We start from the raw sequence: 15,441 nt of genomic DNA on the forward strand, positions 1-15,441 counted from the left end.
GCGGGAAATAAACTTTGTACTCTTGGGAATCTTTGCTATAATTCGCGGCTTCTCCGAAAGGGGAAGAAGTGATGCAGGAGAGGTGGATGAGTGGTTGAAGTCGCACGCCTGGAAAGCGTGTATAGGTTCATAGCCTATCGGGGGTTCGAATCCCCCTCTCTCCGCCAAGGATACAAAAACAAAAGGCCACCCTCGGGTGGCCTTTTTGTTTTTGCATCCTTAGCGGAGAGAAGCACGCCCCCTGCGGGGCGTGCGGGGGGGATTCGAAGGCATCGCCCCTACCGGGGCGAGCCTCTCCGAATCGTCCGATTGCCACCGCTGCGCGGTGGCGCGCCGAAGGCGCAGCGCACAGCCCACTATTCCCTCCAAGCACTTGGCACGATGCCGGAACCACCCCCACCTCGCGCTGACCCCACTTCGCGGCCGGAACTGACCCCACCTCGCGGCCGTCGATGGCCATCATGACGATGCCGCCGTTGACGATGGTGTCGCGGGTGCGTTCAGGCCTGCTGCGGCGTTCGATGCGTTCCATGAATGACTTCTCCTGACCGTCAACGATATCGTGATTTTTCGCGACCGTATTGCGGTGGATTGGCTTTCACTGCGAGTTAGGCGATCAAATTCTTGGGCGTAACTCTTGGCGTAGTTTCGACTATTTGAATTCTCGCCTCATAGGGAACAATCACCGAGCCATCATCAGTGTGATTTAGAATAAAATAAAGAATGACGGGAGTGGAAGGTTATTACCTATGTTGAAATATTTAAAGATGTTCTATTTTTAAGTTCTCACGGAGGGATAATGAATGTTGAAACAAGTTACACTGGATTTTGTATCTATTGTGGAGATGCAGGAACCACTGATGAACATCATATTTCCCAGTGGCTTGGGGGGATTTCTTACATAAAAAAATCCTGTTGTTATAAATGTCAAAAAATCATAAATGATGGGATAGAGAATCCCATGTCTAAAGGAATATTCTGGTCTCCCAGAAAATTTCTTGGTCTCAGGTCAAGTTCGAACAGTAAGGATCCGCTGCCACTAACCTTGATAAAATCAGACTCTGAGGAGGTGAAAGTAAAGGTGCCGTTGGAGCATAATCCCGGATTTTTAACATTAGTTGCTCTTCCAGAACCGTCAATATTATCGTGCGATCGCCCAACCTTAAGGACCGGCGAGATGAACTTGCAGTTCATTACTTCTGTTTTTGATCCAGAAAAACACGAAGAATTTAAGAGACGCTACCCTTCAGAATACGTCGCTACAGGGGAGCTTAAACTTGTTCCATTTATGAGGCTCTTAGCTAAAATAGCGCACGGATTTGCAATTCATAGTGGAATACCATTTCGACCTCTACTAAGAGAATTTATTTTATATGGGGATCGTGCTCAGGGAGAATTTTTTGTCGGTGGACAGTCTGGCTTTGGTCCCAAGTCTGAGCACTCAATTGTCTACGAGGCTGACTGGATAAATATAAGGGGAACAGATTTTCTGGAAGTGCGAATTCAGTTGTTTGCGCTGGCTAGTATGCCAGTTTATCGAATAATAGTGGGTGAAGCTCTCGATTACATTGATTGTGAAGTATTTGAGAAGATGTGGAATATTGATATTGAATTAAGGGATTTAACTACTAAGAAAGAAGGATATTTATATCAGATGCTTTTAAAGTATGGCGACGATGGATCATGACATGGTTGGATGAGGGGGGGCGGTTCGACTGAGAGGGGCTCCAAGTCTCGTAGATTTTTCTATGTGGGTAGAATTACTGCGCACTTGTTCATGGGGCTGCCTAGTAGCATCGCCCCTACCGGGGCGAGCCTCTCCGAATCGTCCGATTGCCACCGCTGCGCGGTGGCGCGCCGAAGGCGCAGCGCGCAGCGCAAAATCCCCTCCAAGCCTTGGCGCGATGCCGGAACCCCCCCCCACCTCGCGCGGCCGGCAACTCGCCTACAACCCTCGCGTCTAGCCAGACGGCAGAGCCTATGCCATCCTACTGCCCCTTAGCGATGGTGGACATCAGCGTCATCACCAACTTCATTTGCTGCTGCTCGGCTCCCGTGCCTTCACCGGCGTTGGCCACCACCAGCACGCCATCCTGACGGTCCGGCGCCAGCGCCACCAGCGCGTTCCAGTAGCCATTGGAGCCCGCGTGCATCAGCATGCGGATCGGCGCCTGCGCCGGCCAGTTGGTTTTAACGCCCCAGCCCAGCGCCGAATTGGAGTCGCCCTGCGGCGTGTGCAGATGGGTATAGCCGGCCTGCGACAGCAGCTTACCGTGCCCGCGTTCGCCGGCCATCTGATCGACCAGGAACTTTGACCAATCGGCCATCGACAGTCTGACCGTGGCGCCGGCTGGCGCGAAGAAGGGCGGGATGTCGGAACCTGGGCCGGCCAGCGGCTTGCCCTTTTTATGTCCCAGCAGCTGTCCCCGTTGCGCCTGCCCGGTATCGACCCGCATGCCGAGCGGCTCGAACACCTGTTCCTGCATCAGTTCCTCGAACGCCTTGCCGGTGGCATGCTCCGCGATCGCGGCGGCGATCATGAAGCCGCTGTTCGAATAACGCGCGTCGCTGCGGATCGCGCCTATCGGGGCTTCGGACAAGGCACGCTGGGCGTACTCCATGCGCAGCACAGGCAGCGGGCGTGCGTCCTTGCGGGTGGCCTCGATCAGTTTTTCGTCGCTGTTGGGCGGCAGGCCAGCGCGGTGCGACAGCAGGTCGGCCAGCGTGACGTCGGCATATTCGGCGCGCATGCCGAGCAGCGGCAGCATGTCCTTCAGCGGCGCGTCCCACGACAACTTGCCTTGTTCCACCAGCCGCGCCACCAGCGTGGCCGTCATGGCCTTGGCATCGGAGCCGATATGCCAGCTGTCCTGCAGGCTGGCGTGCTCCGCGCTGCCCTTGGCGCGGACGCCGTCGACGGCCTGCGCCTGCGGCTGCCCGTCGCGGATGACGAGTACGCCCATGGCCGGTACGCTGCGGTCCTTGAGTGCGCCGGACAGCATGCGCTGGAGTTCCGGGCTGGTGGCCTGGGCCTGGGCCAGCGCGCTGCTGAAGAAAAGTATGGATGCCGCGAGAACCTTGCGTTGCATATTGCCTCCTGTTGTAAGTCAGGCAAATGGTAAAGCCGGCCGTGCGGCGCTAGCGGGCAAAAGCGACAAACTGCCTGAAATCGCCCCTGGACTGCCGAAAAGCACAACTGGCACGTTGCCGATATCTGACCCTCGCGCCTTGCTCAGACAATGGATGCGCCACGTGTAGTAAGATTGAATAGCGATTTCCCCTGGTCCGCAAGCGACTAAAAGCGAACGTCGCGATGATCGAAGATGCAAGTGAGATGTCCGGCCTTTAGGTAAGGGCCAGGTACAAGGCCCCGAATCCCGGGAAGCTATCTTGTTTGGCACTGCTGGATGATCGACCTATGGAATTAACAGTTCAAAGTGACGAGTTCATCAGGTTAAATTTCCCCAGGTTGGCAGCTGCACTGGAATACATGCCGGTAGGTGTGACCATCGTAGACTGTGACCTGACCATCCGATTCTGGAACCCCGCCTTTTGCCAACTGCAAGGGTTTCAGGTCGAAGTGATGCACCCCGGCGTCACCATGGCCGACGTATTCCGTTGCATCGCCTTGCGCGGGGACTATGGGCCGGGCGACATCGACGAACTGGTAGCCGCCCGTGTAGCGCTGTGCCTGCAGTTCCAGCCCCACAATTTCACCCGAGCCCGGATGGACGGCGTGCTGCTGAACATCATAGGCCGCCCGATCTACGGCCTAGACGGCAAGGTGAGTGGTTTCGTCACCATCTACCACGACGTCACCTCCGAACGGCACTACGAAGAACAGCTGGAAGCCAAGAACAAAGAGCTGCAGCAGGCCAAGCAGCAAGCCGAGGCAGCGAGCATGGCCAAAGGCCAGTTCCTGTCCAATATGAGCCACGAAATCCGCACGCCGCTGAACTGCGTCATCGGCATGGCCTACCTGGCGTTGAAGACCGAACTGGACCCGCGCCAGCGCGACTACCTGGAAAAAATCCGTTTCGCCGGCGAACACGTGCTGGGCATCATCGACGACATACTCGACATTTCCAAGATCGAAGCTGGCAAGATGGAGATCCAGCACATCGATTTTTCGCTCGACCAGGTGGTGCAAACGCTGACCACGGTCGTAGCGCCGAAGGCGGCCACCCGCAACCTGGAACTGGTGTTCGACCTCGACCCCAGCCTGCCGCCGGTGCTGGTGGGCGATCCGCTGCGGCTGGGACAGGTGCTCATCAACTACGCCAACAACGCCATCAAATTCAGCGAGCAGGGCCGGATAGAGATCCGCGTGCGCAAGGTCCTCGGCGACGCCAACGATTGCCTGGTGCGTTTCGAAGTGAGCGACCAGGGCATAGGCCTGAGCCAAGCGGAGATGGACAAATTATTTGTCTCGTTCCAGCAGGCCGACACATCGACCACGCGGGAATACGGCGGCACCGGCCTCGGCCTGGCAATCTGCAAGGAGCTGACCCAGCTGATGGGCGGCGAGGTCGGCGTCGACAGCCAGCCCGGGGTCGGCAGCACGTTCTGGTTCACGGCCCAGCTGGGCGTATCGTACAAGACCATGTCCGCGCTCATCAACCAGATTGGCGACGCTGCCGGCGAGCTGCTGGCCAGCGCGCGCACGTCCGCCATGATGGCGGCGCTGAGTGCGGCCCGCATTTTGCTGGTCGAGGACAATCTGTTCAATCAACAAATTGCGCAGGAAATGCTGGAAGAGGTGGGCACCACGGTGTGCCTCGCCAATAATGGCGTCGACGCGCTGGAGTTGCTGCGCCAGCGCGATTTCGACTGCGTCTTGATGGACTTGCAAATGCCGCTCATGGATGGACTGGAAGCGACCCGCCGCATCCGCGCCGATCCGCAACTGACCCATATACCGGTGTTGGCGATGACGGCCACCGCCACCACCGAAGCCCGGATGCGCTGCATCGATGCCGGCATGAACGATTTCATTTCGAAGCCTGTGCATCCGGCCTTGATGTACCAGACCGTCGCCAATTGGCTGCCTCAGCGCGCGTCGCCGGCAGATGCGCGGCGGCCGCAGCTGCCGGAGCCAGCCGTCAAGTCCGGCATCGGCGGCGGCCCGGCCGTGATGGACTTGTCGGTGCTGGCCACGCTGCTCGGTGACGACCCGCAGAAGCTGCGCAAATTTGCCTATAAATTCCTGCTCAGTTCGCAGGAGGGTGTGCGCGACATGGACGCCGCGCTGGCGCGCGGCGAGGTGCAGACGGTGCGCGACCTGGGGCACCGCATCAAATCGGCGGCGCGTAGTGTCGGAGCTTTCCGCATGGCCGATTTGTGCGAGGATCTGGAGCGGCTTGCGCCGGGGGAGGCTGCCAGCGAGGTGGAGGGCGCGCTCTCCATGGTCGCACAGCTGAAAGATTTGTTGGAACAGGTGACGCAGCACGTCATGCAAACCACCGCCTGTTCCGCTGATGATTGAGCCGCTTGACGGCCCATCGGGCTGGTTACGGCTTCAACTGCTCGATAACGCTGGCCACCTTGGTGGTAATCATATCGACCGCCGGACCATTGGCGCCATGCGGAATAATGATATCGGCGTTGCGCTTGGTCGGCTCGATGAACTGTTTATGCATCGGACGCACCGTTTCCAGATACTGGCTGACGACGCTTTCCACCGAGCGGCCGCGTTCGGTAATATCGCGTTGCATCCGGCGGATGAAGCGGATATCCGAAGCCGTATCGACAAAAATCTTCAGCGACATCATGTCGCACAAGTCCGCGTCATACAGGGCAAACAGGCCTTCGATCACGATGACCGGGGCAGGCTTGACCGGAATGGTCCGGTTGGAGCGGTTGTGGATCGTGAAGTCGTACTCGGGCATCTCGATCGATTCGCCATTGCGCAAGGCCTGGACATGCTGCACCAGCAACGACCATTCGAAAGCCTGCGGATGGTCGTAATTCTGCTGGGGACGGACCTCAGGGGAGAGATGGGTTTGGTCGTGGTAGTAATCGTCCTGCATCACTACCGAGACCATATCTGCGCCAAACGCAGCTAGCACTTGCTGGGACACCGTGGACTTGCCACTGCCGCTACCGCCTGCGACGCCAATAATAAACGGTTGGAAGGAAATCGTATTCATGCCGAATGATACCGGAACCGCGGCCGAACTGACAGAGACTGGCTGATCCAAAATGAGGCATTCGGCGGTTCTGTGACGCTTGTTGAGCGGCTCCCCAGGGGAAGCCGCTTGTTGCACGCGAATTTGCGCTGTCGCTCAAGACTCTGATAGGCGTTGCAAGTTAGTTATTAATTCGAGACGTCAGTCTGCTTATCGAGCGACAGTATGCGGGATTTGCTTTCTTTGATAGTTTCGGTGTTCTTGTCCCGAATCACGCCAAGGAAGCGGCCCTTGTCATCTGCAACGCTTAACACGCCTGATGTGCGTCCGCTTGGTGTCGACAGCGTACCTAATACCAAGGTGTTGCCACCAGCATTACCAGATATTCCGTTCGATACAAATGCAGCTTCATAAAGTGCGGTGGTAATAATCGTGTTATTAATTGAATCTGCGCTGAACTTGAAACCGTTAAGCACACCTTCCGCTCCCATCACTCGCGGTGCTATGAATATGTTGCGCGAGAAGCCAGTCGCGTCGACAGCAGTGGTAATGCCTTCGAATCCTACATTGTAAAATTTGTTGCCATTAAACGGGTCCGCACCTGCGCCTGGCGCGGACAGAACACCAGTGACGCCGGTGATTTTTCCGCCAGTGAAGGTATTTTCGGTTACCCAGTTTTTCGGGACATCGCTCTCGGTCGTCAGCAATATTCCGACGTCATTTTGTCTCAACCCATCAAAGTCGATTTTATTGTATTGCGTGCCGTTTCTTCCTTTGGCCGTCAACTTGATCGCGTTTTGAAAACCGTCAATCCAGTTAACACTAACCTTCGCGAATTGCGCGTTCACCAAGGTTATGCCCGACCCCACATAGCCGTACGTTGGATGGTCTTCCCAAGGCCTGCCGAGCAGTCGCGTCAGTTCAACAACGTGTCCGAAACGACCTTCGACGATAATGCCATCCCGTGCACCAAAAGATAATGTTCCGCGCGCCGTCAGGTGGATGTAGGTTCCGTCACGCAAGGTGATGGAATTTAGAAAGCGATAAGTACCCTCCGGAATCAGTACTTCCTGGCCGTTTCGCGCCGCGTTGATGGCATTCTGTACGGCAGCGGAGTTGTCCGGCGCATCGACGGACAAGCCGAACCATCTGGCATTGATGGCATTGTCGTAGACCCGCTTGTACAAATAATTTGTTCCGTTGCACTGAAGCGTAGTGCCTCCGTTTAGTTGGTCAGAAGAATCCGAAGACTTGACGAACATGCCTTCTTTTCCGGAGTCGGTAATAAAAACGGGGGCTGAGCATGCCGTCGATTTCGCTAGTTGCTCGATGGTCATGGCATTTTGGCCATGGGCGACCGACGTCGCGGCAATCGCAGCGAAGAGTACTGTGTAACGGGAAATTTTCATTGGGTTTCCACTCGCAATAGAAGTTGATAAACATTGGTTAATGTGCAATTAACTGTTTGATGTTAACAGTTTTTTATGCTGGCAAACTCTCCAAATCCCACCGCCGCTTGCCAGGCCGTAGAAACAGCTGGTCCAGCATGGCAACCAAGGGCGTATTCCCGGGACTGATCCTCGCGCCGTCGCCATTTAATTGCTAGAATATAATTTCTTATACTAAACATTGAATGGATGACAGCATGAAAAAGATTTTGAAGTGGGTAGGCGGTGGATTTTTCGCACTGGTGGTCCTGGGTGTCGTTGTCAATGCAATGAAAGCGGAGAAGGCTGCTCAACAAGCTGCTCCGGAAAGTGATCAAGCCGCGAAAACTCCGGCTCAGGTAGCCGCGCTGCCATCAGTGACCGCGCACGACATGGCCGTCGCCTATGACGAGAACACCGTCGCAGCCGATCAGCAATTTAAAGACAAGGCATTCAAAGTGACCGGCACCGTTGCGGAGATCAATACCGATATCCTTGGCCGTCCGTACTTGACATTGCGCGGTGGCGTGAACGAATTCATGGAGCCGCAGTTTGCCTTCGATAAGGACGCCGGCCCTCAACTCGCCAAGCTCAAGCGGGGCGCCCAGGTCGAGATGACCTGCACTGGCAGAGGAGACATGGCCAAGATTCCGATGTCGGATTCCTGCTCGCTCATCTAATCGGTTATCACCCGGGAGTTGCGGATTCAATCGATCAACGCAGCTCTCTCAGAAATTGCCGCATGATTTTTCTCCTTATTGCGAATCGTCTTCGTGCGGCGCGGTACAGACCTTGGTTCGACAAAACGGTTCAACATTTTTTAGCTATTCTTGCTCCACCGAAGCACTGGGTCGAATCACGTTGCCTAGTGCTTGGACTTGTGTTTTCATGCTGGTGTTATCTACTTGGTAAGGGTGCCCATGAAACGCTCTTTGATGCTTCTTTTGTTCGCCCTGTCGCCGCTGGCTGTGCATGCAGCCGATGCCACCGATAACCAGCTGATCGAACGCGCAGTGCGCGACTACATCGAGTCGCAGCACAAGGCCGATCCGGCGCGCATGGAGCGCGGCATCGACCCCAAGCTGGCCAAGCGCACGTATTGGCAGGCGGCTGACGGATCGGAGTTCATCATGAACACCGACTTCGACACCATGGTCAAGGTAGCCCGCACCTACAACAAGGACGGCACGAAGTTCCCCGCTCAGCCACGTGTGGACATCAAGATCCTCGATGTCGACCAGCGTGTGGCCACCGTCAAGCTGACCGCCGACGAGTGGATCGACTATATGCACTTGTACAAGAACCAGCGCAGCGAGTGGAAGATCGTCAATGTGCTTTGGCAGTATCACGACACGGCACGCCAGGTCAGCAAAAAGTAATCAAGGCGCGCTACGGCCGGGAGGAAATCATGGTTGCACCACCGCTGGCAATACGACACATGAGCGAGGCTGAGCTTGGTCTCGCCCTGGACTGGGCGGCCGATGAAGGCTGGAATCCCGGCCTGCACGATGCGGCCTGTTTCTACGCCGCCGACCCCGAAGGGTTTCTGATCGGCGCATTGGACGGCGAGCCGGTCGCGAGTATTTTCGCGGTCAGGTATGGCGCCGGCTTCGGCTTCATCGGCGGCTACATCGTCAAGCCCGCCTGGCGCGGTCGCGGTTATGGTTGGACGCTGTGGCAGGCCGCGATGCAGCGGCTCTCCGGCCGTAACATCGGACTCGACGGCGTGCTGGCGCAACAAGCCAATTATGCGAAGTCGGGCTTTCATCTTGCACATCGCAATTTCCGATATGAGGGACGAGGCGGCGGACGCTCGACTGACGCGCGCGCAACGGTGCCGTTGTCGACGCTGAGCGATGCTGAAATCTGCCGCTATGACCGGCGCTTCTTCCCGGAAGCGCGTGCCCGCTTCCTGCAACGTTGGGTGCGACAGGAACAGCACATCGCGCTTGGCATTGCGGGCGCTGAAGGGCTGGCTGGGTATGTGGTGGCGCGGCCGTGTCGCACCGGCTACAAGGTCGGTCCCTTGTTCGCCGATACGCCTGCGGTGGCGGAGCAGTTGTTTGCCAGTGTGTTGGATCAGCTGACGCCGGAGCAGCCTGTGTTTCTCGATGTCCCTGAATTGAATCCCGCGGCCGTTGCGCTTGCCGAGCGCCATCAGATGCAACGCTGCTTTGAGACTGCGCGCATGTACACGCGGGAAGCGCCCGAGCTCAACATGGACAGGCAGTACGGCATCACGACCTTCGAGCTGGGCTAAATGGGAGAGGATGCGGGAGAGGCTTCTTGATACACTGAAGTTGTAGCCGATATGACGAACACCAACTTGAGCACATCCTTAGGAGATCGACATGGACTTGCAACTCAGTGGCAAAGTAGCTTTGGTAAGTGGCAGCACGGCCGGCATCGGCTACGCGATAGCGCAGACGCTGGCCAAGGAGGGCGCCAGCGTGATCGTCAACGGCCGGACGCAGGCCGGGGTCGACGAGGCGGTGGAACGCATCCGCTCGGAGACGCAGGGCACCGTCCACGGCTATGTCGCGGACCTGAGCCGCGCCGAGGCTGCGGCGGAAGTCGTACGGCTTCATCCGGACATCAACATCCTGGTCAACAACCTCGGCATCTTCGAGCCCAAGGCTTTCGAAGATATTCTCGATGAAGATTGGATGCGCTTCTTTGATGTCAATGTGCTGAGCGGCGTGCGCCTTGCGCGCCTGGTGCTGCCGGAGATGAAGCGCACCAACTGGGGACGGATCATCTTCATCTCCAGCGAAAGCGCGGTGCAGATTCCCACCGAGATGATCCACTACGGCATGACCAAGACCGCGCAACTCGCGGTGGCGCGCGGGTTGGCGGAATCGGTTGCCGGCACCGGCATCACCGTCAACAGCGTACTGCCCGGCCCGACGAAATCGCGTGGCGTTGGCGACTTCGTCGCAGACATGGCGCGAGCTAGCGACAAGAGTTTCGAGCAGGTCGAGGCGGAGTTCTTCGATCACGTGCGTCCGACTTCACTGATCAAGCGCTTCGGCACGCCGCAGGAGGTGGCTTCGCTCGTGGCCTACGTGGCAAGCCCGCTCGCATCGGCGACCACCGGCGCGGCGCTGCGCGTCGACGGTGGCGTCATCAAGAGCGCGTTCTGACGGTGGGACATGGTCGAAAAAAAAGCTCGCCGAGGCGAGCTTTTTTTCTGAGACCAAATCTTAGAACTGGTTCATCGTGTTGTCTTTACCAGCGGCCTTCAGCGCTGCTTCGCCGCTGAAGTAATCCTTGTGGTCGTCGCCGATGTCCGAGCCGGACATGTTCTGGTGCTTGACGCAGGCGATGCCTTGACGGATTTCCTTGCGCTGCACGCCAGCCACATAGCCCAGCATGCCCTGGTCGCCGAAGTATTCCTTGGCCAGGTTGTCGGTCGACAGCGCGGCGGTGTGGTAGGTCGGCAGCGTGATCAGGTGGTGGAAGATGCCGGCTTCGCGGGCTGCATCAGCCTGGAAGGTGCGGATCTTCTCATCAGCGGCGATCGCCAGTTCGGTCGTGTCGTATTCCACGCTCATCAGCTGGGTGCGCTCGTAGGCCGATACATCCTTGCCTTCTGCCTTCATCGCGTCATACACCTGCTGACGGAAGTTCAGCGTCCAGTTGAACGATGGGCTGTTGTTGTACACCAGCTTGGCGTTCGGGATCACTTTGCGGATTTCGCTGACCATGCCGCCGATCTGGGCGATATGCGGTTTTTCGGTTTCGATCCACAGCAGGTCGGCGCCGTTTTGCAGCGAGGTGATGCTGTCGAGTACGCAGCGCGCTTCGCCGCTGCCGGCGCGGAACTGGAACAGGTTGCTTGGCAGGCGCTTAGGACGCAGCAGCTTGCCTTCGCGTTTGATGATGACGTCGCCATTGCCCAGCGCGTCGGCCGACACTTCTTCGCAATCGAGGAAGGAGTTGTATTGGTCGCCCAGGTCGCCTGGTTCGTTGGTGACGGCGATCTGCTTGGTCAGGCCGGCGCCCAGCGAGTCGGTACGGGCGACGATGATGCCGTCGTCCACGCCCAGTTCCAGGAAGGCGTAGCGGATGGCGCGGATCTTAGCGAGGAAGTCTTCGTGCGGCACGGTGACTTTGCCGTCCTGGTGGCCGCATTGCTTTTCGTCCGACACCTGGTTCTCCACCTGGATGCAGCAGGCGCCTGCCTCGATGAACTGCTTGGCCAGCAGGTAGGTCGCTTCGGCGTTGCCGAAACCGGCGTCGATGTCGGCGATGATAGGCACGACGTGGGTCACGTGGTTGTCGATCTGCGACTGGATGGCGGCTTTGGCCGGGCCTTCGGCGGCGTCCAGCTGGCGGAACAGGCCGCCCAGTTCGCGGGCGTCGGCCTGGCGCAGGAAGGTGTACAGCTCTTTGATCAGCGCCGAGACGGCGGTTTTTTCGTGCATCGACTGGTCAGGCAGCGGGCCGAACTCGGAGCGCAGCGCGGCAACCATCCAGCCCGACAGGTAGAGGTAGCGGCGGTCGGTGCTGTTGAAGTGCTTCTTAATGGAGATCATCTTCTGCTGCCCGATGAAACCGTGCCAGCAACCCAGCGACTGGGTGTACTTGGATGGATCGGCGTCGTAGGCGGCCATGTCGGCGCGCATGATCTTGGCGGTGTACTTGGCGATGTCCAGACCGGTCTTGAACTTGTTCTGGGCGCGCATGCGGGCGGCGGACTCAGGATTGATGGCGTTCCAGGCGCTGCCTTGTTGCTCTTTCAAACCAGCAACTGCCTTGATGTCGTCTTGATATTGGGACATGTGTATCTCCTAAAGAATAAAGCAAGTTTGAGAAAATCTTGAGTGCGCCGCTACGTCTTGTCGAAGCAAACTGCATGACTAAATAGTAGGCCATTCTGGTGCACTGCATCAAGGTCTTATATAAGACATATAACTTAAATTTAGTCTTTGTATTTCAACGGCTTAGATGTTAAATTCCACTATGTAAAATGAATTTTCAAAAAGTGAGGTAGATCGGGCAGCCGATAATTGTGCGGAATTTCGCGATGTGAAACGATTTTTCAGCTCTTGAGGCGGGAGGGGCTTGTTGATGAAATTCGCAGGATCGTGATGTTTTATCCGCACTCTGCAACAACATTGTCATATTTGCTCGCTATGATTCTTGATTCCGCGCATTCCGAGAGACCGCCGATGTCCATCACCCGCCGCAAATTCCTCCGCTACGCCGCCGGCGCTGGCGTGACCGCCAGCTCGATGTTCCCGGACCTGATCCGGCAGGCGCTGGCAGTGCCCGCGAATAACGCCACCGGCACCCTGGCCGACGTCGAGCACGTGGTCATCTTCATGCAGGAGAACCGTTCCTTCGACCATTACTTCGGCACGCTGGCCGGCGTGCGCGGTTTCGACGATCCGCGCGCGATCGACCTGCCCGACGGCCACCCGGTCTGGTATCAGCCGGACGGCAGCGGCGGCTACGTGCTGCCCTTCCACTTCGACGCCAAGAACACCAGCGCGCTGTCGGTCGGCACCAACCACTCGTGGAAGGGCTCGCAGACCACCTGGCAGGGCTGGGATGCGTGGGTCAAGCAAAAGACGCCGCAGACCATGGGCTACTTCGACCGTGGCGACCTGCCGTTCTACTACGCGCTGGCGGACGCGTTCACCATTTGCGACGCGTATCACTGCTCGGTGTTCGGCGCCACCGATCCGAACCGGCTGTACTCGCTCACCGGCAGCAACCAGGGCTGGATGGGCGCCATGGGCAGCCTGTACAACATCAACGCGGCCGGCTACTACAACGGCGATCCCGCGCTGGACAATATCTCCGCCAGCGTCACCGCAGGCGCGCCCAACTGGCGCACCTATGCCGAAGTGCTGGAAGCGAACCAGGTCAGCTGGAAGGTCTACCAGGAGTGGGACAACTACGGCGACAACTACCTGGCCTACTTCAAGAACTTCCGCGTCAACGCCGACGGCAGCCGCCTCGACAGCAACTCGCCCTTGTATCGCAAGGGCCGCTTGCTGGCGCCCGGTTCCAACGCGGCCAACGCCAGCGGCACCAAGGGCGATTGGCTGGTCGAATCCTTCGCCGACGATGTGCGCAACAACCGCCTGCCGCAGGTGTCGTGGATCAGTTCGCCGAACGATTACACCGAGCATGCGCCGAACTCGCCCAACGCCGGCGAGCACATCACCGCGCGCCTGCTGGCCGCGCTGGTGGCCAATCCCGAGGTCTGGTCCAAGACCGTGTTCCTGTTGATGTACGATGAAAACGACGGCTTCTTTGACCACGTGCCGTCGGACCTGGCGCCGCTCAACGCGGGCATGGGCAAGACCACGCTGGCCGATGTCGGCACCCACGAAAACTACCAGGGCGTGCCGGTGGGACTGGGGCCGCGCGTGCCGATGCTGGTGATCTCGCCGTGGAGCAAAGGCGGACGCGTGTGCTCGCAGCTGTTCGACCACACGTCCAAGCTGCGCTTCCTGGAAGAGTGGCTGGTGGTGCGCGGCAAGGCCCGCGCCAATGTTCAGTGCGATCTGATCTCGCCGTGGCGCCGTGCCGTCTGCGGCGATCTGACCTCGGCCTTCGACTTCAGCACGCCCAACAGCATCTGGCCGGACAGCGTGCCGAAGACGGCGGCCTACCAGCGCGTCTCCGGCAAGCCGTATCCGATGCCGCCGACGGTGCAAGCCATGCCGAGGCAGGAGCCCGGCACCAGCGCGCCGGGGCCGCGCATCGCCTGCGCCTTGCCGTATGAGCTGTCGGTGCAGGGCAAGCTGGCCGGCGCCGGGCAGTACGCGCTGAGCTTTGCCAACAGCGGCCAGGCCGGTGCGGCCTTCATCGTCTACTCCGGCTTGCGTGCCGATGGACCGTGGTACTACACGGTCGAAGCGGGCAAGGAAATCGACAACGAAGTGTGGAACTGGAGCGGCGGCGCCTACGACCTCAGCGTACATGGCGCCAACGGCTTCCTGCGCCAGTACAAGGGCGCGTTCGCTGCGGCCACGGCAGGCGGCGCGCGGCCGGAAGTGCAAGTCCGCTACGAGCGCGGCAGCGGCAACATCAGCCTGGTGCTGTCGAACCTGGACGGCCAGCAGGCCTGCGGCTACACCGTTACCGACAATGCCTACGGCGCTGGCACCGCCACCTATCGCGTGGCCGCCGGCCAGACCTTGTCGGTGCCGTTCAATCTGACGGGCAGCTACGGCTGGTACGACCTCAGCGTCACCAGCGACGCCGATCCGCAATGGCTGCGCCGCGCGGCCGGCCACGTGGAAACCGGAATGCCTAGCCGTCCCGATCCGATGATAGGCACCAACCGCGTCAAGATTTTTCTCGGCACCAGCACGCCCAACGTCACGCGCGGCGGCGCGGCGGTGTTCAACTACGCAGCGCCACCCGGCAAGCTCAATGCGCAAAACTGGATAGGCCTGTTCGCGGCAGGCACTTCGCCGGGCAAGGGCAGTGCGGTGCAGTGGGCTTACGCGCCGAATGCGCGCGGCAGCGCATCGTTCAACACCGGCTCGATGGCGGTGGGCGATTACACGGCGTGGTATCTGTATCAGAACGCTTACGTGACGCTGGGCGGGCCGGTGGCGTTCAGCGTGACGCAGCTGGCCGCATCGGCCGCCAGCGTAAAGCAGGGGACGGCGATCGCCTTCAGCTATGCACTGCCTGCGTCCAAGGTCAACAGCACCAACTGGATCGGCATCTGGAAAGCCGGTGTCACGCCGGGCAGCGGCACCTACATCATCTGGCAGTACGTCACCGCCGCCAGCGGCAGCGCCAGCTTCGACACCAGCAAACTGGCGCCGGGCAACTACAGCGCCTGGTGCCTGTACAACGACGGCTACGGCGTGCTGGCCGGCCCGGCTGCGTTCACCGTTACCTGAGCGCGGCGG

General features: G+C 58.8%; 11 protein-coding genes and 1 tRNA gene. 8 read left to right on the top strand and 4 right to left on the bottom strand.

Features of this window, described 5'->3' with window-relative positions:
• The first annotated feature begins 76 nt into the window (after positions 1 to 76).
• A tRNA-Ser gene (locus GEV02_RS05855) sits at positions 77 to 167 on the top strand.
• A 632-nt stretch (positions 168 to 799) separates the two neighbouring features.
• Entirely contained in the window at positions 800 to 1,687 is an 888-nt protein-coding gene (locus tag GEV02_RS05860; RefSeq protein ID WP_152837043.1) for a hypothetical protein, read from the top strand.
• 301 nt (positions 1,688 to 1,988) lie between these two features.
• Here GEV02_RS05860 and GEV02_RS05865 read toward each other — a convergent pair whose 3' ends face one another.
• Complete coding sequence (locus tag GEV02_RS05865) at positions 1,989 to 3,089, bottom strand: serine hydrolase domain-containing protein (RefSeq protein WP_152837045.1); 1,101 nt, start codon at positions 3,087 to 3,089, stop codon at positions 1,989 to 1,991.
• Positions 3,090 to 3,418: 329 nt separating this feature from the next.
• Between GEV02_RS05865 and GEV02_RS05870 the strand changes: the two genes are divergently transcribed.
• Positions 3,419 to 5,485, top strand: a complete 2,067-nt coding sequence (locus GEV02_RS05870; protein ID WP_152837047.1) for a response regulator — start codon at positions 3,419 to 3,421, stop codon at positions 5,483 to 5,485.
• A gap of 25 nt (positions 5,486 to 5,510) precedes the next feature.
• On the opposite strand, the gene udk is transcribed toward GEV02_RS05870, so the two are convergent.
• Together udk and GEV02_RS05880 are read right to left on the bottom strand one after the other, a co-directional pair.
• Complete coding sequence (gene udk, locus GEV02_RS05875) at positions 5,511 to 6,149, bottom strand: uridine kinase (RefSeq protein WP_152837049.1); 639 nt, start codon at positions 6,147 to 6,149, stop codon at positions 5,511 to 5,513.
• Positions 6,150 to 6,316: 167 nt separating this feature from the next.
• Positions 6,317 to 7,537 carry a hypothetical protein gene (locus GEV02_RS05880; protein WP_152837051.1) on the bottom strand — a complete coding sequence of 407 codons (1,221 nt, stop codon included), beginning with the start codon at positions 7,535 to 7,537 and terminating at the stop codon, positions 6,317 to 6,319.
• Positions 7,538 to 7,773: 236 nt separating this feature from the next.
• Here GEV02_RS05880 and GEV02_RS05885 point away from each other — a divergent pair, with 236 nt between their 5' ends.
• From GEV02_RS05885 to GEV02_RS05900, 4 genes are all read left to right on the top strand, one after another.
• Positions 7,774 to 8,235 carry an OB-fold protein gene (locus tag GEV02_RS05885; protein WP_174998990.1) on the top strand — a complete coding sequence of 154 codons (462 nt, stop codon included), beginning with the start codon at positions 7,774 to 7,776 and terminating at the stop codon, positions 8,233 to 8,235.
• Between the two features lie 240 nt (positions 8,236 to 8,475).
• Positions 8,476 to 8,934 (top strand): nuclear transport factor 2 family protein, encoded by a 459-nt coding sequence (locus tag GEV02_RS05890; RefSeq protein ID WP_152837055.1) that lies wholly within the window; start codon positions 8,476 to 8,478, stop codon positions 8,932 to 8,934.
• Between the two features lie 29 nt (positions 8,935 to 8,963).
• Positions 8,964 to 9,815 (top strand): GNAT family N-acetyltransferase, encoded by an 852-nt coding sequence (locus GEV02_RS05895; RefSeq protein ID WP_152837057.1) that lies wholly within the window; start codon positions 8,964 to 8,966, stop codon positions 9,813 to 9,815.
• 91 nt (positions 9,816 to 9,906) lie between these two features.
• Entirely contained in the window at positions 9,907 to 10,698 is a 792-nt protein-coding gene (locus GEV02_RS05900; RefSeq protein WP_152837059.1) for an SDR family NAD(P)-dependent oxidoreductase, read from the top strand.
• Between the two features lie 60 nt (positions 10,699 to 10,758).
• Here GEV02_RS05900 and GEV02_RS05905 read toward each other — a convergent pair whose 3' ends face one another.
• Positions 10,759 to 12,339, bottom strand: a complete 1,581-nt coding sequence (locus tag GEV02_RS05905) for an isocitrate lyase (protein ID WP_152837061.1) — start codon at positions 12,337 to 12,339, stop codon at positions 10,759 to 10,761.
• Between the two features lie 390 nt (positions 12,340 to 12,729).
• Between GEV02_RS05905 and GEV02_RS05910 the strand changes: the two genes are divergently transcribed.
• Positions 12,730 to 15,432: a phosphocholine-specific phospholipase C gene (locus tag GEV02_RS05910; RefSeq protein ID WP_152837062.1), complete on the top strand. Its 2,703-nt coding sequence runs from the start codon at positions 12,730 to 12,732 to the stop codon at positions 15,430 to 15,432.
• The last annotated feature ends 9 nt before the right edge of the window (positions 15,433 to 15,441 follow it).

Source organism: Rugamonas aquatica, assembly GCF_009380215.1.
Lineage (GTDB): Bacteria > Pseudomonadota > Gammaproteobacteria > Burkholderiales > Burkholderiaceae_D > Rugamonas > Rugamonas aquatica_B.